We start from the raw sequence: 20,677 nt of genomic DNA, 5'->3' as shown, positions 1-20,677 counted from the left end.
CCCCGTTGGATAACGGCACTATCCAAGTGCTCGATGCTTGGATAGTGCCGTTATCCATGGAGGGGCGCAAGACATGCGGCTGACCGAACTGAGCGAGCGAAGCGGCGTCTCCCTCGCGACGATCAAGTACTACCTGCGCGAAGGGCTGTTGGCGCCGGGCCGCCGGGTCGGCGCGACGACCGCCGAGTACGACGAGAGCCATCTGCGCCGGCTGCGCCTGGTCCGCGCCCTCATCCAGGTCGGCCGGGTCCCGGTGGCGACGGCCCGGGAGATCCTCGGCCATGTCGACGACGACTCCCTGGGCCGCACGATCCGACTGGGCGCCGCGCTCTGGGCGCTGCCGCAGGAACCCGAGCCCGACGAGCGGGACCCGGCCGTGGTCACCGCGCGGCAGGAGGTGGACCGGCTGCTGGAGATGCTCGGCTGGGAAACGGCACGGGAGTTGAGCACGCTCTCCCCCGTGCACCGCTCGCTGGTGGTGGCGGTGGCCACGCTCATCCGGCTCGGCTACGCATGGGACGCCCAACTCATGGAGCCGTACGCGGAGTTGATGCACCGAGCTGCCGTGCGCGACCTGGACTTCGTGGAGACACATCCGTCCGAGGCGGAGAAGGTGGAGACGGCGGTCGCCGCCGCGATCCTCTTCGAGCCGGTCCTGAAAGCGCTGCACCGGCTGGCCCAGGAGGAGGAGTCGGCCCGGCGCTACGGCATCGAATGAGCAGCCGGCCCGCGCGGGGCGAGCGGGCCGCGCCCGTCGGACAGCGGGGCGGGCGGCCGGGCGCCACGGAAAACGCCGATGGGCCCCCACCGGAGTGGAGGCCCATCGGTCTGCGTACCCCCGACCGGATTCGAACCGGCGCTACCGCCTTGAGAGGGCGGCGTGCTAGGCCGCTACACAACGGGGGCAAGGATCTTGCGGATCCAGCTGGGCTACCAGGACTCGAACCTAGAACAACGGAACCAGAAACCGTCGTGTTGCCAATTACACCATAGCCCACTGGTGGTCTAGACCACCGAGTACCCCCGACCGGATTCGAACCGGCGCTACCGCCTTGAGAGGGCGGCGTGCTAGGCCGCTACACAACGGGGGCCCTAGCGATCCTGCATGAGAGTCAGCGGGTGCGACCCGGACTGTCCCCCTGGGAAGGATCTGTACCCCCGACCGGATTCGAACCGGCGCTACCGCCTTGAGAGGGCGGCGTGCTAGGCCGCTACACAACGGGGGCCTTGCAGAGACTGGACTCTGCGATGCAGATAAGCTCTGCGAGCTGGCCTACCAGGACTCGAACCTAGACTAACGGAACCAGAAACCGTCGTGCTGCCAATTACACCATAGGCCACTGAAACGCAATCCCCGTGGGGATTTTGTTTTAGCTAGCGCCTCCGGGTTCCGGCCTTTCGGCCCGCTCTCCGGCGGCGCAGGAAGAACATTACCCGAAGGTGGACGGCGCTCCAAAACGGGTATCGGCGCCGAGGAGCGCGGGGAGTTCGGCCAGCGAGGCGATCCGGCGCGGCCCGGCGGCCGCCACGGCCGTGACGGTGTGGGCGCCGTCACGGTCGATCCACACGGAAAGCAGCCCCGCCTCGGCGGCGCCCCGGCCGTCGATCTCCGGATGGTCCCCGACGTACGCCACCTGGTGCGGGGGCAGCCCCAGTGCGTCGCAGGCGGCGTGGAAGGCCTCCGCGGCGGGCTTGGAGACGCCCAGCTCGGCCGCGCAGAGCACGGCCTCGAAACGGTCGCGCACGCCGAGGACGCGCAGCTTGCGCTCCTGTACGTGCAGGCTGGAGTTGGACAGGACCGCGTGGCGGTGGCTGGCGGCGAGGGCGTCCAGGACGGGCAGCGCGTCGGGGAAGAGCGCCCAGACCGACTCGTAGTGCCCGAGGTAGCGGTGGAACCAGGCGTCGGCCTCCGCGTCGGTCAGCTCCCGGCCGAGGAAGGCCCGTACCCGGTCCCGGCGCTGCTCCTCGAAGGTGGCCTGCCCGGCCGCGAACCGCGCCCACTGCACGTCGGTCTGCTCACGCCAGTGCGCGAGGGCCAGCTCGACCGTGCCGAAGGCGTCGAGCAGTCCCTCGGCGGCCAGGTGTCCGCGCATCCCGGACCGGTCCGCGGACGTGTAGTCGAAGAGCGTGTCGTCGATGTCCCAGACCACGGCCCTGATGCTCATGGTCCGACGGTAACTCCGGGCGGGTGCACGTGTCCGTCGGTCGTACCGAAAGGGCGCGGGGACGCCGGAGGGGGCGGCGTCCGCTCCAGGACACCGCCCCCTCCGGTCCGCCGTGCGGTCAGGCCGCCAGCCGCGCCAGGGCCGCGTCGATGCGGGCCAGGGTCTTCTCCTTGCCCAAAATCTCCAGGGACTCGAAGAGCGGCAGGCCGACCGTGCGGCCGGTGACGGCGACCCGGACCGGGGCCTGGGCCTTGCCCAGCTTGAGTCCGTGCTCCTCGCCGGCGGCCAGGACGGCCTCCTTGAGGGACTCCGGGCTGGACCAGTCGGCCGCCTCGAGCCGGGCGCGCGCCGTGCGCAGCAGCGCGTCCGAGCCCTCCTTCATGGCCTTGGTCCAGTGCGCCTCGTCGAAGACCGGCTCCGCGAGGAACAGGAAGTCGACGTTGTCGGTGATCTCGGAGAGGACCTTGAGGCGGGTCTGCGCGTGGGGCGCGATGGCCAGCCACTTCGCCTCGTCGAAGTCCTCCGGCGCCCAGGGGGCGAAGGGGGGCTTCAGCCAGGGCGTGCAGCGCTCGGTGAAGTCCTTCACGTCGAGCAGGCGGATGTGGTCCGCGTTGATCGCCTCGGCCTTCTTGAGGTCGAAGCGCGCCGGGTTCGGGTTCACGTCCGCGATGTCGAAGGCGGCGACCATCTCCTCCACGGAGAAGATGTCGCGGTCCGCGGAGAGCGACCAGCCCAGCAGGGAGAGGTAGTTGAGCAGGCCCTCCGGGAGGAAGCCGCGCTCGCGGTAGAGGTTCAGCGAGGCCTGCGGGTCCCGCTTGGAGAGCTTCTTGTTGCCCTCGCCCATGACGTACGGCAGGTGGCCGAAGGCCGGGGTCTCCTTGGCGATGCCCAGCTCGCGCAGCGCCTTGTAGAGGGCGATCTGCCGGGGGGTCGAGGAGAGCAGGTCCTCGCCGCGCAGGACGTGGGTGATCTCCATGAGGGCGTCGTCGACCGGGTTGACCAGCGTGTACAGCGGGGCGCCGTTGGCGCGGACGATGCCGTAGTCCGGCACGTTCTCCGGGAGGTAGGTGATCTCGCCGCGGACCAGGTCCGTGAAGGTGATCGGCTCGTCGGGCATCCGGAAGCGGACGATGGGCGTACGGCCCTCCGCCTCGTAGGCGGCCTTCTGCTCGGCGGTCAGGTCGCGGCAGTGACCGTCGTAGCCGGACGGCCTGCCGGCGGCGCGGGCGGCGTCGCGGCGGGTGTCCAGCTCCTCCGTGGAGCAGTAGCAGCGGTACGCGTGACCGGCGTCCAGGAGCTTCTGCGCGACGTCCTTGTAGAGGTCCATGCGCTGCGACTGGCGGTACGGCGCGTGCGGGCCGCCGACCTCGGGGCCCTCGTCCCAGTCGAAGCCGAGCCAGCGCATCGAGTCGAGCAGCTGCCGGTACGACTCCTCGGAGTCGCGTGCCGCGTCGGTGTCCTCGATGCGGAAGACCAGGGTGCCCTCGTGGTGCCGGGCGAACGCCCAGTTGAACAGGGCGGTACGGACCAGGCCCACGTGGGGGTTGCCGGTCGGGGACGGACAGAAACGTACGCGGACGGAGCCGTTAGCCACGCTTGATCACCTTGTTGGTGAGAGTGCCGATGCCTTCGATGGTGACGGCGACCTCGTCGCCGACGTTGAGGGGGCCGACCCCCGCAGGGGTGCCCGTGAGGATCACGTCGCCGGGGAGCAGCGTCATGGCCTCGGTGATGTTGACGATCAGGTCCTCGACGGAGTGGATCATCTCGCTGGTACGGCCGAGCTGGCGCTGCTGCCCGTTGACCGTGCACTGGATGGTGATGCCCTCGGCGATCGCCGACAGCTCCAGGTCCGTCTCCACCCAGGGGCCGAGCGGGCAGGAGGAGTCGAAGCCCTTGGCCCGCGCCCACTGCTTCTCGCGCTTCTGGACGTCGCGCGCGGTGACGTCGTTGGCGCAGGTGAAGCCGAGGATGACGTCCTTGACGCGCTCGCGCGGAACCTCCCGGCACATGCGGCCGATGACCACGGCGAGCTCAGCCTCGTGGTGCAGCTCGTTCGAGAAGGAGGGGTACGCGATCTCGTCGCCCGGACCGGTGACGGAGGTCGACGGCTTGAAGAAGGCGAACGGCGCCTCGGGGACCTCGTTGCCGAGCTCCCTGGCGTGCTCCGTGTAGTTGCGGCCGAAGGCCACGACCTTGTTCGGGAGCACGGGCGGCAGCAGCCTGACCTTGCTCAGCGGGACCTTCGTACCGGAGAGCTCGAAGTCCGCGAACGGGATGCCCTTGATGATGTCGAGGACGAGCTCGTCCGGCCTGTCGCCCTCGACCGCGCCGAAAGCGACGTTGCCGTCGATGGAGAATCTGGCGATGCGCACGGGATCCTGGCGCCCCTCTTCTGAGCCGGCTGAAGTCTGACGCTCCAGGCTAACGCGGCAGGGGGCGGGCATCTCGCGCATGTCAGCGGTGCCCCGGCCGGTCCGGGCCGCGGGTTCGCTCCGGCGCCTTCGCCCGCGCTCCCGGGGACACCTTCGGTGATCCCGGGCCGGCTCCGTTGAGCGGACGGCGGCCCCGCCGCGTACTACTCGGCGACGGCGGCCGCGACCGGGGCCTCCATCAGGACGGTGCGCCGCGGGTTGGCGGTCTGCGCGGGAAGCTCCACGGAGTGCTCCTGCTGTTCCGGCGTCTGCAGCTCGTCGGCGTCGGCGAGGTGCGCCAGCGTCGTGCGTCGCGGGTTGGCAATGTTGTGGAACATCATCGTGGTCTTCACTGTTGTTCGTGACCTTGTCGGTACGGGCGCCGCGCGGGCCCCAAGGGGCGCCGCAGAAGCGCAGGTTGTCGGATTCGCCATCCCTGTAAAGCGTCAGGCTAAACATGCAATTCCCTGGCGATGGCGTGAAGACGCCATGATTTCCGTGTGAGTTTGCTCACTGAGGAGTGGGCAAAGGGGGCGAAGTGGACAGGCAACCCCAACCGGCGAAACGGACATTGCGCCACTGAAGCGCGTATTCCGCTCCTGATCATGGCGACTGGGACACCGGGCCCACCCCCTGGACTCGTGGGGATACGTCCCATATGTAGGGGATCGCTTTGCACGTCTCGTGACGCGGCCCTCACAAGGTGTCACAGTGGTCACAGGCTGGCACTCGGGCCTTGTTGGAGATCCGGCACTGTGCTGGAATTCCACGGACCGCCGCGGGATGGAACCGGCGCGCAGGGGCGCAACGCAGCGCCGAGTGGCGGCGGGAAGGGGGAGCCAGCGCCGGTCACTCACGACCACCAGGGGGCGCACTGCGCCCTTGAACGACGCCGACACCGTCCTCGCCGCCTGTGCGGAGGGACGCCTGGTCCAGAGGTTGCGACGCTAGTGCAGGGACGTTTCAAGAGGGATGGCAGCGCTTCGGCGGAGCCGGAGCCGCACGGCGGGACCGACCGCGGTTCCTCGCCCCAGCACGCCCAGAACCCGGGACCGGCAGAGGTCGGCGGTGGCAGCGGTGACCGCTCCTCACGCGCCGGCTCGACGGCTTCGGGCGCTCCGGCGAAGCCGAAGGAACCGACGGGCCCCGGCTCGCGAATAGCGCTGCGCAACTGGCGCATCTCGACCCGCCTGGTCTCGCTGCTCGCGCTCCCCGTGGTCGCCGCGACCTCGCTCGGCGCGCTGCGCATCAACCAGTCCATGGACGACATCCAGCAGCTCGACAACATGAAGCTGCTGACCGAGATGACGAAGCAGGCGACCGAGCTGGCCGCCGCGCTCCAGGACGAACGCGACCAGTCGGCCGGCCCCCTCGCCCACGGCAGCTCGGCGACCGACTTCACGGTCAAGGGCGCCCGCAGCAAGACGGACGACGCGAGCAAGACGTTCCTCCGTGGCACCCAGGAGATCGACGACGCGAGCGGCAACGGCCAGCTCACCGGCGTCCGCGACAGCATCGTCGGCATCGCGAGCGAGCTGGGCAAGCTCAACACCATCCGCAACAACGCCTACAAGGACGGCAAGAACTCGACGCAGACCGTCGAGGCCTACCACCGCCTGATCACCCAGCTGCTCGACCTCTCCCAGGACATGGCCGAGGCGACCAGCAACCCGGAGATGATCCAGCGCACCCGCGCCCTGTCGGCCTTCTCCTCCGCCAAGGAGTACGCGTCCGTCCAGCGTGCCGTCATCGCCGCGGCGCTGCCGGTCAGCGACAACACCTTCGGCTCGCTGTCCCCGAACGACCGGCTGTACGCCCTCTCGGCCCAGACCAGCCAGAAGTCCGAGCTGGACAGCTTCGAGAACATCTACGGCGACGGCGCCGAAGACCTCATGAAGCCGATCGACGCGAACAACCCGACGATCGAGTCCGCCGACCGGTACGCGAGCCGCGTGCTGAGCAGCGAGGCGGGCATGCGCTCGCAGGACAAGCGCTCGTACAAGGACTGGATCGACGCCGACACCTCGAAGATCGAGCAGATGGGCAAGATCGAGCTCACCCTGCTCAACCAGATGGAGCAGAAGGCTCGTGAGCTGCGCAGCGAGTCCGAGCGCGAGGCGCTCATCTCCGGTGTGCTGATCCTCCTCGTCCTCGGCGTCTCCCTCGTCGGCGCCTTCGTCGTGGCCCGGTCCATGATCCGCTCGCTGCGCCGTCTGCAGGACACCGCGACCCGGGTCGCCCAGGACCGCCTGCCCGAGCTGGTCAAGCAGCTCTCCGAGTCCGACCCGCAGGACGTCGACACCTCCGTCGAGTCGGTCGGTGTGCACTCCCGGGACGAGATCGGCCAGGTGGCCGCGGCCTTCGACGACGTGCACCGCGAGGCCGTCCGCCTCGCCGCCGAGCAGGCCCTCCTGCGAGGCAACGTCAACGCGATGTTCACCAACCTCTCGCGCCGTTCGCAGGGCCTCATCCAGCGTCAGCTCTCGCTCATCTCCGAACTGGAGTCCCGCGAGGCCGACCCGGACCAGCTGTCCTCGCTGTTCAAGCTCGACCACCTCGCCACCCGCATGCGCCGCAACGGTGAGAACCTCCTCGTTCTCGCCGGTGAGGAGCCCGGCCGCCGGTGGACCCGTCCGGTCCCGCTGGTCGACGTGCTCCGCGCCGCGGCCTCCGAGGTGGAGCAGTACGAGCGCATCGAACTCGCCGCGGTCCCGACGACCGAGGTCGCCGGCCGGGTCGTCAACGACCTCGTGCACCTGCTCGCCGAGCTGCTGGAGAACGCCACCTCGTTCTCCTCGCCGCAGACCAAGGTCAAGGTCACCGGTCACGCGCTGCCGGACGGCCGGGTGCTGATCGAGATCCACGACACCGGCATCGGCCTCTCCCCCGAGGACCTGGCCCAGATCAACGAGCGGCTCGCGTCGCCGCCCACCGTGGACGTGTCGGTCTCCCGCCGCATGGGTCTGTTCGTGGTCGGCCGCCTGTCGCAGCGACACGGCATCCGCATCCAGCTCCGCCCCTCCGACTCCGGCGGTACGACGGCACTCGTCATGCTGCCCGTCGACGTCGCCCAGGGTAAGAAGCTCCCCGGCAAGCCCGGCCAGGGCGGCCCCGGCTCCGGCGGGCCCGCCGCGGCCCAGGCCGCCGCGGGTGTCGCCGCGGCCCGCCGCGGCAACGGCCAGGGCGGACCTGCCCTCGGTGCCGGTGCCCCCTCCTCCGGTGGCGGACTCCTCGGTGCCGCCCCGCAGCGCGGGCAGGTGGGCGCCGGCCAGGGGCCGCGCGCCGCACTCCCCGGCAGCAACCAGGGCGGTCGCCCCCAGGCGCCGGGCGGAGCACGCGGACCGCAGGGTCCGGCCGCCCCGCCGCAGCACAACCAGGGCAACCCGTCGCAGGGCAGGCCGGCTCCGGCCGGTGCCGGCGGCTACGGCCAGAGCGCGCCGGGCGCCCCCCAGGGCCTCCAGGCCGCCGGCACCGGCGCGCCCCAGAACTTCAACGAGGGCGGTACCGGCACCCGCCGGGGCGGCTTCGGTGACTCCGCGACCGGCTCCCACCAGGGCGGTTTCGGCGACGCGGGCTCCGGCTCGCAGCAGGCGGGACCCGCGGCCGTACCGCCGCAGCAGCAGCAGCCCAAGGAGTCCCGTGGCCGTCGCAGGCCGCAGCTCCCCGGGCGGGGTGGCGGCGCACGTGCGGAGCTGCCGGGCGGCAACAGCCAGCAGCGTCCGAGCTGGAGCGACGAGAACGCCCAGCCGCCGGTGCCGCGTGCCTCGCTCGACACCCCGCGCGGCCACGAGGAGCCGGACCCGCTGTCCTCGACCTCGCGGCTGCCGCGGATCGACGACCGCCAGGGCCCCGGCGCGACGTCGGAGATCCCCCGGATCGACGACCGCCAGGGACTCGGCTCCACCTCCGAGTTCGCCCGTCCCGACTACGACGCCCCGCGTCCCGGTACGGCGCCCGCGCAGAACACCGGGTCCTTCGCCCGCCCCGACCACTACGGCAGCACGAACCCGGCGTCGCCGTCGTCCACGGGACAGTTCCCGATGCCCGGCTACGGTGCTCAGGACCCGTCGTCCACCGGCCAGTTCGAGCGGCCGCAGGTCAACGGGGCCGGGGGGCCCTCCGACTTCGGCGCCCCGCGTCCGCCCGCCCCGCAGCGCCAGCAGGCGCCGCAGCAGCGTCCCGGCCGTCCGCAGGAGCCCGAGGCCCTGCCGCCGGCGGGTCCGGGCGACGGCCGCACGCCGCTGTACGACACGCTGGAGACCAACTGGTTCCACGGTCAGGCCCAGGGCGGGCAGCCCCAGAACGGTCCGGCTCAGCCTCAGGGCGGCCAGACCCAGGGCGGGCAGGCCCAGGGCGGTCGGCACAACGGCTCCCAGGCTTCCCAGCAGACCTTCCAGCAGCAGTCGCAGGCACCGGCCGCCCCCTCGCGGCCGGCCGGCCCGCCGGCCGCATCCTCCTGGCGCAGCTCTCCGAACGACGACCTCGTCCGGCAGGCAGAGCGCGTCCGTCAACCGTCGGCAGGCGGGGTCACCACCTCAGGCCTGCCGCGCCGCGTCCCGCGCGCCAACCTCGTCGCGGGCACGGCTCAGCAGCAACAGCACCAGCCCGGTCCGCAGGTATCGCGTGCGCCCGATGACGTACGCGGCCGGCTGACCAATCTCCGACGGGGCATCCAGCAGGGTCGCCAGGCCGGTAGTGGCCAGACCGGCAGCTTCCCCAGCCCCACTCACCAGCAGGAGCACTAGTTGAGCCCGATGAGCCAGGCGGCACAGAACCTGAACTGGTTGATCACCAACTTCGTGGACAACACCCCAGGGGTGTCCCACACCGTCGTCGTGTCCGCCGACGGACTCCTTCTGGCCATGTCCGAAGGCTTCCCGCGCGATCGCGCCGACCAGCTCGCGGCGGTCGCGTCCGGGCTCACCTCGCTCACGGCCGGGGCATCCCGGATCTTCGAGGGGGGCACGGTGGCCCAGACCGTCGTCGAGATGGAGCGCGGCTTCCTCTTCCTGATGTCCGTCTCGGACGGATCGTCGCTGGCGGTCCTCTCCCACCCCGAGTGCGACATCGGCCTTGTCGGCTACGAGATGGCACTGCTCGTCGACCGCGCGGGCGCCGTGCTCACGCCCGACCTGCGCGCCGAACTACAGGGAAGTCTGCTGCACTGACGGCCCTGGTTCCAGCGAACTCACGCAATCACCGTCCGGCCGACACAATCCCCCCACCGGCCCTTCCCGACGGCACGACTGACCGACTTGCTGTCCCGCCCGGAGGATTCATGACCCCGCCCACCGCCTCTCATGATCCGTACGCTGAGCCGTACGGGGACGAGGGCGACCAGCCGCTGGTACGTCCGTATGCGATGACCGGCGGCCGGACCCGGCCGCGCTACCAGCTCGCCATCGAGGCACTGATCAGCACGACGGCCGACCCGGCGCAGCTGATGGGGCTGCTCCCCGAGCACCAGCGAATATGCCACCTCTGCCGAGAGGTGAAGTCGGTGGCCGAGGTGTCGGCCCTGCTGTCCATGCCTCTGGGCGTGGCCAGGATTCTTGTCGCGGACCTCGCCGAGGCCGGACTCGTCGCCATTCACCAGCCTGGCGGCGACGAGAACAACGGCGGTGCACCGGACGTGACACTGCTCGAAAGGGTGCTCAGTGGACTTCGCAAGCTCTGACGGAGGCCGGGCGACCACCTCCGCGAAGATCGTGGTGGCAGGTGGCTTCGGCGTGGGCAAGACCACGTTCGTCGGCGCCGTCTCGGAGATCAACCCCCTGCGCACCGAGGCCGTCATGACGTCCGCGTCCGCGGGGATCGACGACCTCACCCACACCGGGGACAAGACCACCACCACGGTGGCCATGGACTTCGGCCGTATCACGCTGGACCAGGACCTGATCCTGTACCTGTTCGGCACGCCCGGCCAGGACCGCTTCTGGTTCATGTGGGACGACCTGGTCCGCGGCGCCATCGGCGCGGTGGTCCTGGTGGACACCCGCAGGCTCGCCGACTGCTTCCCCGCGGTCGACTACTTCGAGAACAGCGGTCTGCCCTTCGTCATCGCCCTCAACGGCTTCGACGGGCACCAGCCGTACTCGCCGGAGGAGGTCCGGGAGGCGCTCCAGATCGGCCCGGACGCCCCGATCATCACGACGGACGCCCGGCACCGCGCCGACGCCAAGAGTGCCCTGATCACCCTGGTGGAGCACGCGCTCATGGCCCGTCTCCGGTAGCCGTCCCGGCTCATACCATTCAAGTCGGAAGCGCCATACGGTAGTTGTCGTAGATTCTCTGAAGCCGGCTGTGTCCTTTGACACGGTCGGCCTCAGTGTTCATAACGTTTCGACAGAGATATCCGGTCCGGCCGCCACGCGTCGCGGTCACTTGGTGTCGCTGTGCTCATGAACGCCCCGCCATTTGACGGGGCTCGTTCTTTATGACCGTTTTATCTAGGGCTTACATCACACGGAATCTTCGGTTCCGAGTGTTTGGAAGAGCGCTGCCTGACGTGCTGGAATGCCTGAACTGCCCAGTAGACAAGGGCGCTGGAGACACCGCGGCACAACGTAGGTGCCGACGCCGAGAGGTTGTTGGTCGAGTGAGGCGAAGCAAGAACGGTCCCGAGCCGTCGGCACGGGGCAACTTCACCCCGCCGCCGCGCGGAGCGGCGCCCGCACAAGTGTCCGGCCCGGAGCCGACGGCGGCGCCCGCCCCGAGCGGCGGACGTTTCTCCCCGCGCAACTGGCGCGTGCCGACCCGGCTGAACGCGATCCTGCTCATACCCGTGCTGGTCGGCCTGGTCATGGGCGGCTTCCAGGTGAAGAGCTCGATCGACACCTGGCAGGAGGCCGAGGACGCGGAGAACACCGCACGCCTCGTGCGCGCCTCCCTGACCTACGCCAACCAGCTCATCGTGGAACGCGACGTCACCGCGGCCCCGCTGCTGGGCGGTGCCGGCGAGAAGAACGCCACGGTCGTCAAGGCCCGCGCCGCCACCGACAAGGCCGCCGACGCCTTCGACGAGGCCGCGCGCAACATGCCGGACAAGTCGGGCCTCAACCGCCGTCTCACGCTGTTCCGCAAGGTCGAGCCCGGTCTGGTCTCCCTGCGGAAGAACGCGTACACGACCAAGCTCTCCGGCGTGAAGACCGAAGAGGGCTACGTCCAGATCCAGCACCCGCTGATGGAGTTCGCCAACGAGCTCGGTCTGGGCACCGGAAACATCACCAGCTACGGCCGGACCGTCTACGCGATCTCGCTCACCAAGGCCGCCCTCTCGCTCGAGCGGTCCATCGGTACGCACCTGCTGGTCAAGCCCGGTCCGGGCAACGGCAGCCTGAGCAGCCAGCGGGTCGCCCTCTCCTCGTACGCGTACCTGGAGGGCATCGCCGTCGAGGAGTACATCGGCGGCGGCACCGAGGCCGACGCGGCCAAGCTCGAAGCGGCCAAGAAGAAGCTGCAGATCGACGGCGAGGCCCAGGCCAAGGAGGCCGCCGCGGCGGCCCAGGCCGAGGGCAAGACCTACGTACCGCCGCCGGCCAACCCGGCCGTGATGATCGGCAAGCTGCGGAACCTGTCGTCCACGGACCCCAGCGCCCGTGAGGCGCTCGCCGCGGAGGGCGTCACCGCCGAGAACTGGTGGGCGGTCAACACGGCCAAGTTCAACGCCTACCGCACGATCGAGTCGGATCTCGCCGACAAGGCCGTGACCGAGGCCGCCGGCATCGCCGACGACGCCAAGCAGTCCACCTTCATCACCGGTGCCGCCGTCGTCATCGCCCTGCTCGCCGCGTTCATCCTGGCCGGCATGGTGGCCCGCCAGATGAGCCGCGCCATGCGCCAGCTGCGCAACGCCGCCTTCGGTGTCGCCGAGCAGCGTCTGCCGATGCTGGTCGACCAGCTCTCCCGGACCGACCCGGGCCGGGTGGACACGCGCGTCGTGCCCATCCCGATCACCACCACGGACGAGATCGGCGAGGTCGCCCGCGCCTTCGACCAGGTCCACCGCGAGGCCGTCCGGCTCGCCGCCGAGCAGGCCCTCCTGCGGGGCAACATCAACGCGATCTTCACCAACCTGTCGCGCCGCAACCAGTCCCTGATCGAGGGCCAGCTGACCCTGATCACCGACCTGGAGAACAACGAGGCCGACCCGGACCAGCTGGAGAACCTCTTCCGCCTGGACCACCTCGCGACCCGTATGCGCCGCAACGGCGAGAACCTCCTGGTCCTCGCCGGCGAGGAGCCGGGCCGCCGCTGGGACCAGCCGGTTCCCCTGGTCGACGTGCTGCGCGCCGCCTCCTCCGAGGTGGAGCAGTACGAGCGCATCGAGCTCTCGGGCGTCCCGGAGGCCGAGATCCACGGCCGCGCCGTGACCGACCTCGTGCACCTGCTCGCCGAGCTGCTGGAGAACGCCACCACGTTCTCCTCGCCGCAGACCAAGGTCCGCGTCACCGCGACCCGGCTGCCCGACGGCCGCATCATGGTCGAGATCCACGACAAGGGCATCGGCCTCACCGCCGAGGACTTCGCCGACATCAACCACAAGCTGGCCAACCCGCCGACCGTGGACGTCGCGATCTCCCAGCGCATGGGTCTCTTCGTGGTCGGCCGGCTGTCCGACCGGCACGGCATCCGGGTCCAGCTGCGCCCCTCGGGCGAGCAGGCCGGCACCACCTCGCTCGTCATGCTCCCCGACGCGATCACCCATGGTGGCGGCGGCGAGCAGCAGCTGCAGCGCGACGAGTTCACGGTCTCCCAGATCATCCCGGAGCAGCAGACGTTCCAGGGCGATGCCTTCCAGGGCCAGCCGATGCGGACGGCCGCCGAGCTGGGCTTCGACGACAGCCGCTACGAGGTCCCGGACGACATCAGGGAGCTGGACCCGGTGGGCCGCTCGCTGATGCGCGAGGAGCGCCGGGCGGCTCTGGAGGCCCAGGCACAGGGTCCGGAGGCCATCGAGGCCCCCCGGTACCAGGACGGCTTCGACGCCCAGCAGCACCCGTACGACAACGGGCAGCCCGGGTACGACAACCAGCCCGGCTACGACGACGGCCAGAGCACGTACGAGGACCAGCAGGCGACGTACGACCAGCAGACGTCGTACGAGGGCCGGCAGCAGGGTGCGTACGACGAGACGTACTTCCCGTCGAACGGCGGCTATCCGGAACCTGCGTACCAGGAGCCGGCCCAGGAGGAGCGGCCGGCCGCCAGGGGCACCGCTTCGGAGACCTTCTCGGCCTTCGAAGAGCAGTCCTACCAGGACGACTGGCCGCAGCAGGACGCATACCAGGGCGGATACCGGTCCGAGTACGCTCCGGAAACGGAATCCTCACAGGCTGACGCGGGCGAGCGGGACCGCGTAGGCTTCGAACGTCCGGGACCGGGCCCCTCCGCCGTCCACGAGCTGACCGACGCCGGGCTGCCCCGCCGCGGATCCACCCCCGGTGGGGACGACGGCCAGCAGCGCGTGAACCAGGATCCGCCCGCGGCCGCGCAGAGCAACGGTGACTGGCGCTCGTCGAACGACGACCGGTGGCAGCGCGCCGAGCAGCTCCGCAAGCCCAAGGCGGGCGGGGTCACGTCCTCCGGTCTGCCCCGTCGGGTCCCCAAGGCCAACCTGGTCGAGGGAACCGCGGAATCGACCCCCCAGGGCGGCCCTCAGGTCTCCCGCGCCCCCGAGGACGTCCGGGGCAGGCTGAGCAACCTGCGCCGGGGCGTCGAGCGGGGACGCAATGCAGGTAGTGACACGAACGGCCAGGCCACTGGGAATCACCGCAGTGGGCCTGACAGCACCTACAACCAGGAGCGTTAGTGTGAGCCCGATGAGCCAGGCGGCACAGAACCTGAACTGGTTGATCACCAATTTCGTGGACAACACCCCCGGGGTGTCGCACACGGTGGTGGTCTCCGCCGACGGACTCCTTCTGGCGATGTCCGAAGGCTTCCCGCGTGACCGCGCCGACCAGCTCGCCGCCGTCGCGTCCGGACTTACCTCGTTGACCGCGGGTGCCTCCCGCATCTTCGAGGGTGGCAGTGTGAACCAGACGGTTGTGGAGATGGAGCGAGGATTCCTCTTCCTGATGTCCATTTCCGATGGTTCGTCGCTCGCGGTCCTCGCACATCCCGAAGCGGACATCGGTCTCATCGGGTACGAGATGGCGCTTTTGGTGGACCGTGCGGGTACGGTCCTGACCCCCGATCTTCGTGCAGAGCTCCAGGGGAGCCTTCTCAACTAGCAGACAGACGGTGCGTTTTGGCGTCCCGAGGCCATAAGGTTTCGGGACGCGGCTCCACAGTGATGGGTGCCCGGCACAGTCGGAGGAGGAGAAAGTGGCAACACCCCCAGGCGGTTCGTCTTCGGGCAACTGGTCCTATGGCCCCGGCCAGGGGCAGGGTCAGGGTGACGGTTCGCAGAACCCGAACCGGTACAACTTCCCCTCCGCACCGAGCCACCGGCGTCAGCCGTACGCGCCCCAGGGCCCCCAGGGTCCCGGGCCTTCGCCGTACGACCAGCCGGCGGCGCCGCGCATCCAGCCCGTGCAGCCGCAGCGTCGCGCCCCGGAGCCGGCGCCCGCGGGGGCGTCGAACAACCCGCTGGTACGCCCGTACGCCATGACGGGCGGCCGTACCAGGCCCCGCTACCAGCTCGCCATCGAGGCGCTGGTGCACACCACCGCTCAGCCGCACCAGATGCAGGGCCAGTTGCCCGAGCATCAGCGGATCTGCAATCTCTGCCGAGAAATCAAGTCGGTGGCCGAAATCTCGGCCCTCCTGACGATCCCCCTCGGCGTGGCCAGGATTCTCGTCGCCGACTTGGCGGAGGCGGGCCTGGTCGCCATCCATCAGCCCGGCGGCGACGAGAACGCCGGCGGTCAGCCAGACGTGACTTTGCTCGAAAGGGTGCTCAGTGGACTTCGCAAGCTCTAGCGGAGGGCCTTCCCGCTCCACCACGTCCGCGAAGATCGTGGTGGCGGGCGGCTTCGGCGTGGGCAAGACCACGTTCGTCGGCGCCGTCTCGGAGATCAACCCGCTGCGCACCGAGGCCGTCATGACGTCCGCTTCCGCGGGCATCGACGACCTCACCCACACCGGAGACAAGACGACGACGACCGTCGCCATGGACTTCGGCCGTATCACCCTGGACCAGGACCTGATCCTGTACCTGTTCGGCACGCCCGGCCAGGACCGCTTCTGGTTCATGTGGGACGACCTGGTCCGCGGCGCCATCGGTGCCGTGGTTCTCGTGGACACCCGGAGGCTCGCCGACTGCTTCCCGGCCGTGGACTACTTCGAGAACAGCGGCCTGCCTTTCGTCATCGCCCTCAACGGCTTCGACGGCAACCAGCCCTACGGACCCGACGAGGTCCGCGAGGCGCTCCAGATCGGCCCCGACACCCCGATCATCACGACGGACGCCCGGCACCGCGCCGACGCCAAGTCGACGCTCATCACGCTTGTGGAGCACGCGCTGATGGCCCGCCTGCGGTAGGCGCGCCCGCACCGCGCATCAAGGGGGCGCCCTCTCCGTCGAGGAGAGGGCGCCCCCTTGTGTGCGTGCCCGTCGCGGTGGTGGACACGGCGAAGGGGCCCGTTCCGTGCGGAACGGGCCCCTTCGTGGGACGACGCGTGCTCAGCGCCAGCTGTGCGGGGCGCGGAAGCCGGGCTCGCGCTCCAGGCGGCGCCAGCCGGCCCGGCCGCGACCGCGGTGGACCGGGACGTCGGCCGGCGCGGCGGCGGCACGGGCCAGGAGGATCGCCGTGATGGCGGCGACTTCCTCGGGCTCGGCGTGGCCCTTCTCGACGCGGATGTCAGAGGTACTCATAGGTGTCAGTCTCCGTGAGAGAGGTTTCCGCGGTGGTACCGCGAAGGATCCGCGGGGTTACTGCGGGGGGTTGCCGTGCTTGCGGGACGGCAGGTCCGCGTGCTTGCTGTGGAGCATCGCCAGCGAGCGGATGAGCACCTCGCGGGTCTCGGCCGGGTCGATGACGTCGTCGACCAGACCGCGCTCGGCCGCGTAGTACGGGTGCATCAGCTCGGACTTGTACTCCTTGACCATGCGGGCCCGCATGGCCTCGGGGTCCTCGGCCTCGGCGATCTGGCGGCGGAAGATGACGTTGGCGGCACCCTCGGCGCCCATGACGGCGATCTCGTTCGTCGGCCAGGCGTAGGTGAGGTCGGCGCCGATGGACTGGGAATCCATGACGATGTACGCACCTCCGTAGGCCTTGCGCAGGATCAGCGAGATCCGCGGCACGGTGGCGTTGCAGTAGGCGTAGAGGAGCTTCGCGCCGTGGCGGATGATCCCACCGTGCTCCTGGTCGACGCCCGGGAGGAAGCCGGGGACGTCCAGAAGGGTGACGATCGGGATGTTGAACGCGTCGCACATCTGGACGAAGCGTGCGGCCTTCTCCGACGCCTCGATGTCGAGGACACCGGCGAGGCTCTGCGGCTGGTTGGCGACGATGCCGACGACCCGGCCGTCGAGCCGCGCCAGCGCGCAGATGATGTTGCGGGCCCAGCGCTCGTGGATCTCCAGGTAGTCGCCGTCGTCGACGAGCTCCTCGATGACCTTGGTCATGTCGTACGGCCGGTTGCCGTCCGCCGGGACCAGGTCCAGCAGGACCTCCGAGCGGCGCTCGGCGGGGTCCTCGGAGTGGGTCGTCGGCGGGTTCTCCCGGTTGTTCTGCGGGAGCATCGACAGCAGGTAGCGCACCTCGGCGAGGCACGTCTCCTCGTCGTCGTAGGCGAAGTGGCAGACGCCGGAGGTCTCGGCGTGCACGTCCGCGCCGCCCAGGCCGTTCTGCGTGATCTCCTCGCCGGTGACCGCCTTGACGACGTCCGGACCGGTGATGAACATCTGCGAGGTCTCGCGGACCATGAACACGAAGTCCGTCAGGGCGGGGCTGTAGGCCGCGCCGCCCGCGCACGGGCCGAGCATGACGGAGATCTGCGGGATGACACCGGAGGCCCGCGTGTTGCGCTGGAAGATGCCGCCGTAGCCGGCGAGGGCGGAGACGCCCTCCTGGATACGGGCGCCCGCGCCGTCGTTCAGGGAGACCAGCGGCGCGCCCGCCGCGATGGCCATGTCCATGATCTTGTGGATCTTGGTGGCGTGGGCCTCGCCCAGCGCGCCGCCGAAGATGCGGAAGTCATGGGCGTAGACGAAGACCGTGCGGCCCTCCACCGTTCCCCAGCCGGTGATCACACCGTCCGTGTACGGCTTCTTGGTCTCCAGGCCGAAACCGGTCGCCCGGTGCCGGCGCAGCTGCTCGACCTCCTGGAACGACCCGGGGTCGAGCAGCAGCTCGATGCGCTCCCGTGCGGTCAGCTTGCCCTTGGCGTGCTGTGCCTCGGTCGCCTTGTCGCTGGGACCCCGCAGCGCCTCCGCACGGATCGCGTGCAGTTCGGCCACGCGTCCGCGCGCGTCAGTGGGTTCGCTCCCGGCAGGTCCAGCCTCGTCCAAAACGGTCATGTAGCGACCTTACGAAGTCCACCAAGGAAAGGCGGCCGTCGACTCCGTACAGTCTCCGGGCCGTTTTCCTGGTACCACCGAACAGAAGCCTGGCCCGATGCAGGCAATCCGACTGCTCAGGGGGCCTGCTGCTTGTAGAGGTCGCACAAAGACATCAGCTGAGAGTCACCTCACATTTGTGCGTGGCACATGCCCCCTCCGGAGTGACGCGCAGCCGCAGACGGCGGCCTGTCGCGAGGACCTCGACCGCGGGATCCGCTCTCAGGACCCGGCGGACCGGCCGGTCCCAGACGATCTCCAGCGGCTCCCCCGTACGGGGCGGCTCGCTCACGCAGAGGGTAGCGGTGCGGCCCATGCGGCGGACCAGCACACTGGCGCCGGCCGAGGAGGTGAGCGGCCCCGCCGTGCCCGGCGCCCAGAAGTTCGCGGCCGTCAGACCGAGGGCGCCGACGTGCACGGCCTGGCGCCCGGCGTCGTTGGCGAGTACCGACAGCCGGTGCCGGTCGGCGGCGCGGGCGGCGACGGCGTGCCGTGAGGCGCCGGGCATCAGCACGTACGCGTACGTGGCGTCGACCGGGTCGGTGCCGTGGTCGAGCCAGAGCGTCTGCCAGCGCCGGGTGCGCCGTTCCGTTGTACTCGTGGTGTTGATGTCGGACCAGGCGCCGGTGCGGTCCTCGCGCAGGGTGCGCAGCGCCGCCGTACCGCCGGGCCCGGGGAACACCCATCCGCCGTGCCCCTCCAGATGCGCCCAGCCGCCGCCGACGGTGAACTCCGGGGTGCCGCCCTCCCCCAGGTTCCGGTTGTCCACCACCGTCTCCACCGGGACCCCGTCCGCCGCGGTGATGCCGGCGCCCAGGCAGACCACCCCGTCCGGCAGGAAGAACCACGACTTGCGGGCCCGCAGGGTGGAGCCGAGGCCCAGCAGATGCTGTCCCACGACCGCGCACTCGCCGTCGGTCGTGCCCCCGACCCAGGCCGCCGGGGGCCGCGCCGCGCCCCACTCGCCGCCCTCCCGGTCGGCGAGCCGCCGGGTGGAGACGGTGGTTCCGGGCAGCCGGTACCAGTCCACGGTGGGCCAGTACCAGTCCGTGTACTGCCCGGAGTCCGCGGACCACCACAGCAGCATCCCGGCGCCGGTGTGCCAGCCCCGCGGGTTCTCGCCGTTGCCGCACTCGTAGTACGCGATCCGCTCCGAGGCCATGGAGAGGTTCACGGCGAATCCGGGACCGCGGTGCACGGCACGGTCCATGGCGGCGAAGAGCCGGTGCCCGGTGGGCTCGGGGGCGGCCTCCACCGCGGAGGCGGCGACGGTGTGCAGCCGCGCCAGGTCGGCCACCCCGAACTGCGGGGCGGTGAGGAGCGGGGTGACGGTGTCGCGCTCGATCCAGCCCTTGATCCGGGCGTGCCAGCGCTCCCGCTCCGCCGGTCCGGCGCCCTCCGCCAGCAGGGCGATCGCGGCGATGAGTCCCTGGCCGTGGAAGTGGTCGCTGCGCATGACGTGCCGGTCGTCGCTCTTGAGGTAACCGCGGCTGACGGCCCGCCCGTTGACGCTGTCCATCACCAGGCCGTCGTGGATGAGCGGGGCGTAGGCGCGTTCGACGCTGTCGAGGACGATCTGCCGACCGGGGTCGGTCACTTCCCAGGACGAGCCCGCCAGCAGCGCGAAGAGCCGCCCGAGCCCGTCGAGCACGACCTGCCCGTACGTCCCCGAGTAGGCGACCCAGGTGTGCTGGACGAACGATCCGTCGGCGTACAGCCCGTCCCCCCGGGTCACGTGGGGAAAGACCGGCGAGAGGGCGTCCCGGGCGAGGGCGATCTTCTCGGGGGCCCGGCCGAGGATGCCCCGGAGCGCGACGGAACGGCAGAGGTCGACGCGGTTGGCGCCCGTCGAGGTCCCGAGTAGTCGCGGAGCATGTCGTCCGGGACGAAGTGGTCGACGGCGGTGCAGGCGGCCGTGCGCTGCACGTCCGTCAGCCGTTCGTACAGGGCGGCGACGATGTCCATGAGGAGCCGGGGGCTGCCGATCTGCCACTCCCACCAGTTCCCGTACCGGGTGGTCGAGGTGTTGTAGACCGTGCTCATGACGTGGTCGAGGCCGCGCAGGACGTCCGCGAGGAGGGTCTCGTCGCCCGTGGAGCCCGTGCCCTCCTGGACGAAGGCCTGGGTCATCGTCCACAGCCTGCCGAAGCTCTGGGTGATGCCCGTGGGCGGGTCGAAGGGGAGTCCCGGCCACAGGGAGGCGGGGGTGGGTGCCATCGTCGCCCGGAATCCGCGGGCGAGTCCACCGGTCTCGCGGAGCCGGGAGGCGTACGGCTCGGCCCGTGCGTCGTAGCCCGCGCCGAGGGCGATGGTCAGCCAGCGCAGCCGCAGGGCGCCGTACGCGTCATCGGTCGCGCCGGCGCCGGCCGCGGCCGCGGAGGGTGCGGCGGTGACGGTGGCCGCGAGGGCGGCCGCGAGCAGGAACGTGCGGCGAGTCGAAGTCATGCTCATGCCGTCTACCACCTCACCCCCCGCGGGGGAACCGGGCGTTGCGGGGGGGGGGGGGGGGGGGGGGGGGGGGGGGGGGGGGGGGGGGGGGGGGGGGGGGGGGGGGGGGGGGGGGGGGGGGGAGGGGGGGGGGGGGGGGG

Annotated in this window: 15 protein-coding genes, 5 tRNA genes and 1 pseudogene; 9 read left to right on the top strand and 12 right to left on the bottom strand. The window is 70.6% G+C overall.

Annotated features, from left to right (window positions below; genetic code table 11):
- Nucleotides 1–73: 73 nt before the first annotated feature.
- A complete protein-coding gene (locus ACZ4NT_RS27185) occupies nucleotides 74–718 on the top strand; it encodes a MerR family transcriptional regulator (protein ID WP_467728065.1) in 645 nt (214 codons plus the stop codon).
- A gap of 115 nt (nucleotides 719–833) precedes the next feature.
- Here ACZ4NT_RS27185 and ACZ4NT_RS27180 read toward each other — a convergent pair.
- The 9 genes from ACZ4NT_RS27180 to ACZ4NT_RS27140 form a co-directional block, all read right to left on the bottom strand.
- Nucleotides 834–906 (bottom strand) — tRNA-Glu (locus tag ACZ4NT_RS27180).
- Between the two features lie 19 nt (nucleotides 907–925).
- Nucleotides 926–997 (bottom strand) — tRNA-Gln (locus ACZ4NT_RS27175).
- Nucleotides 998–1,018: 21 nt separating this feature from the next.
- Nucleotides 1,019–1,091 (bottom strand) — tRNA-Glu (locus tag ACZ4NT_RS27170).
- Nucleotides 1,092–1,153: 62 nt separating this feature from the next.
- Nucleotides 1,154–1,226, bottom strand: a tRNA-Glu gene (locus ACZ4NT_RS27165).
- Between the two features lie 42 nt (nucleotides 1,227–1,268).
- Nucleotides 1,269–1,340 (bottom strand) — tRNA-Gln (locus ACZ4NT_RS27160).
- 90 nt (nucleotides 1,341–1,430) lie between these two features.
- Nucleotides 1,431–2,165, bottom strand: coding sequence for an HAD family hydrolase (locus ACZ4NT_RS27155; RefSeq protein WP_121406165.1), 735 nt, complete (start codon nucleotides 2,163–2,165; stop codon nucleotides 1,431–1,433).
- Nucleotides 2,166–2,283: 118 nt separating this feature from the next.
- Nucleotides 2,284–3,759, bottom strand: coding sequence for a glutamate--tRNA ligase (gene gltX, locus ACZ4NT_RS27150; protein WP_467728064.1), 1,476 nt, complete (start codon nucleotides 3,757–3,759; stop codon nucleotides 2,284–2,286).
- Nucleotides 3,752–4,540, bottom strand: coding sequence for a fumarylacetoacetate hydrolase family protein (locus ACZ4NT_RS27145; RefSeq protein ID WP_121406163.1), 789 nt, complete (start codon nucleotides 4,538–4,540; stop codon nucleotides 3,752–3,754). Before ACZ4NT_RS27145 ends, gltX begins: the two co-directional genes overlap by 8 nt.
- A 203-nt stretch (nucleotides 4,541–4,743) precedes the next feature.
- Nucleotides 4,744–4,932: a hypothetical protein gene (locus ACZ4NT_RS27140; RefSeq protein ID WP_183117016.1), complete on the bottom strand. Its 189-nt coding sequence runs from the start codon at nucleotides 4,930–4,932 to the stop codon at nucleotides 4,744–4,746.
- Between the two features lie 597 nt (nucleotides 4,933–5,529).
- Here ACZ4NT_RS27140 and ACZ4NT_RS27135 point away from each other — a divergent pair.
- From ACZ4NT_RS27135 to ACZ4NT_RS27100, 8 genes are all read left to right on the top strand, one after another.
- A complete protein-coding gene (locus tag ACZ4NT_RS27135) occupies nucleotides 5,530–9,324 on the top strand; it encodes a nitrate- and nitrite sensing domain-containing protein (RefSeq protein WP_121406162.1) in 3,795 nt (1,264 codons plus the stop codon).
- 9 nt (nucleotides 9,325–9,333) lie between these two features.
- On the top strand, nucleotides 9,334–9,747 hold the full coding sequence (locus ACZ4NT_RS27130) for a roadblock/LC7 domain-containing protein (RefSeq protein WP_010984127.1): 414 nt from the start codon (nucleotides 9,334–9,336) through the stop codon (nucleotides 9,745–9,747).
- Between the two features lie 110 nt (nucleotides 9,748–9,857).
- Nucleotides 9,858–10,256 (top strand): DUF742 domain-containing protein, encoded by a 399-nt coding sequence (locus tag ACZ4NT_RS27125; RefSeq protein ID WP_059131717.1) that lies wholly within the window; start codon nucleotides 9,858–9,860, stop codon nucleotides 10,254–10,256.
- Complete coding sequence (locus ACZ4NT_RS27120; RefSeq protein WP_121406161.1) at nucleotides 10,237–10,812, top strand: GTP-binding protein; 576 nt, start codon at nucleotides 10,237–10,239, stop codon at nucleotides 10,810–10,812. The genes ACZ4NT_RS27125 and ACZ4NT_RS27120 overlap by 20 nt, the downstream gene beginning before the upstream one ends.
- Nucleotides 10,813–11,177: 365 nt before the next feature.
- Nucleotides 11,178–14,390 carry a nitrate- and nitrite sensing domain-containing protein gene (locus tag ACZ4NT_RS27115; RefSeq protein ID WP_467728063.1) on the top strand — a complete coding sequence of 1,071 codons (3,213 nt, stop codon included), beginning with the start codon at nucleotides 11,178–11,180 and terminating at the stop codon, nucleotides 14,388–14,390.
- Between the two features lie 10 nt (nucleotides 14,391–14,400).
- Nucleotides 14,401–14,814 (top strand): roadblock/LC7 domain-containing protein, encoded by a 414-nt coding sequence (locus ACZ4NT_RS27110; protein WP_030948713.1) that lies wholly within the window; start codon nucleotides 14,401–14,403, stop codon nucleotides 14,812–14,814.
- Nucleotides 14,815–14,908: 94 nt separating this feature from the next.
- A complete protein-coding gene (locus ACZ4NT_RS27105; RefSeq protein ID WP_121406159.1) occupies nucleotides 14,909–15,505 on the top strand; it encodes a DUF742 domain-containing protein in 597 nt (198 codons plus the stop codon).
- Nucleotides 15,486–16,067 (top strand): GTP-binding protein, encoded by a 582-nt coding sequence (locus tag ACZ4NT_RS27100; protein ID WP_121406158.1) that lies wholly within the window; start codon nucleotides 15,486–15,488, stop codon nucleotides 16,065–16,067. The genes ACZ4NT_RS27105 and ACZ4NT_RS27100 overlap by 20 nt, the downstream gene beginning before the upstream one ends.
- Nucleotides 16,068–16,208: 141 nt before the next feature.
- Here ACZ4NT_RS27100 and ACZ4NT_RS27095 read toward each other — a convergent pair whose 3' ends face one another.
- From ACZ4NT_RS27095 to ACZ4NT_RS27085, 3 genes and pseudogenes are all read right to left on the bottom strand, one after another.
- On the bottom strand, nucleotides 16,209–16,400 hold the full coding sequence (locus tag ACZ4NT_RS27095; protein ID WP_121406157.1) for an acyl-CoA carboxylase subunit epsilon: 192 nt from the start codon (nucleotides 16,398–16,400) through the stop codon (nucleotides 16,209–16,211).
- Between the two features lie 57 nt (nucleotides 16,401–16,457).
- On the bottom strand, nucleotides 16,458–18,050 hold the full coding sequence (locus ACZ4NT_RS27090; RefSeq protein ID WP_121406156.1) for an acyl-CoA carboxylase subunit beta: 1,593 nt from the start codon (nucleotides 18,048–18,050) through the stop codon (nucleotides 16,458–16,460).
- Between the two features lie 154 nt (nucleotides 18,051–18,204).
- Nucleotides 18,205–20,540 (bottom strand): annotated as a pseudogene (locus ACZ4NT_RS27085) (polysaccharide lyase 8 family protein).
- Nucleotides 20,541–20,677 lie beyond the last annotated feature (137 nt).

It is taken from the genome of Streptomyces sp. NPDC026417 (genome assembly GCF_055567695.1).
The sequence above is the reverse complement of the archived record's forward strand: the minus strand, read 5'-3'. Positions and strand labels throughout refer to the sequence as shown.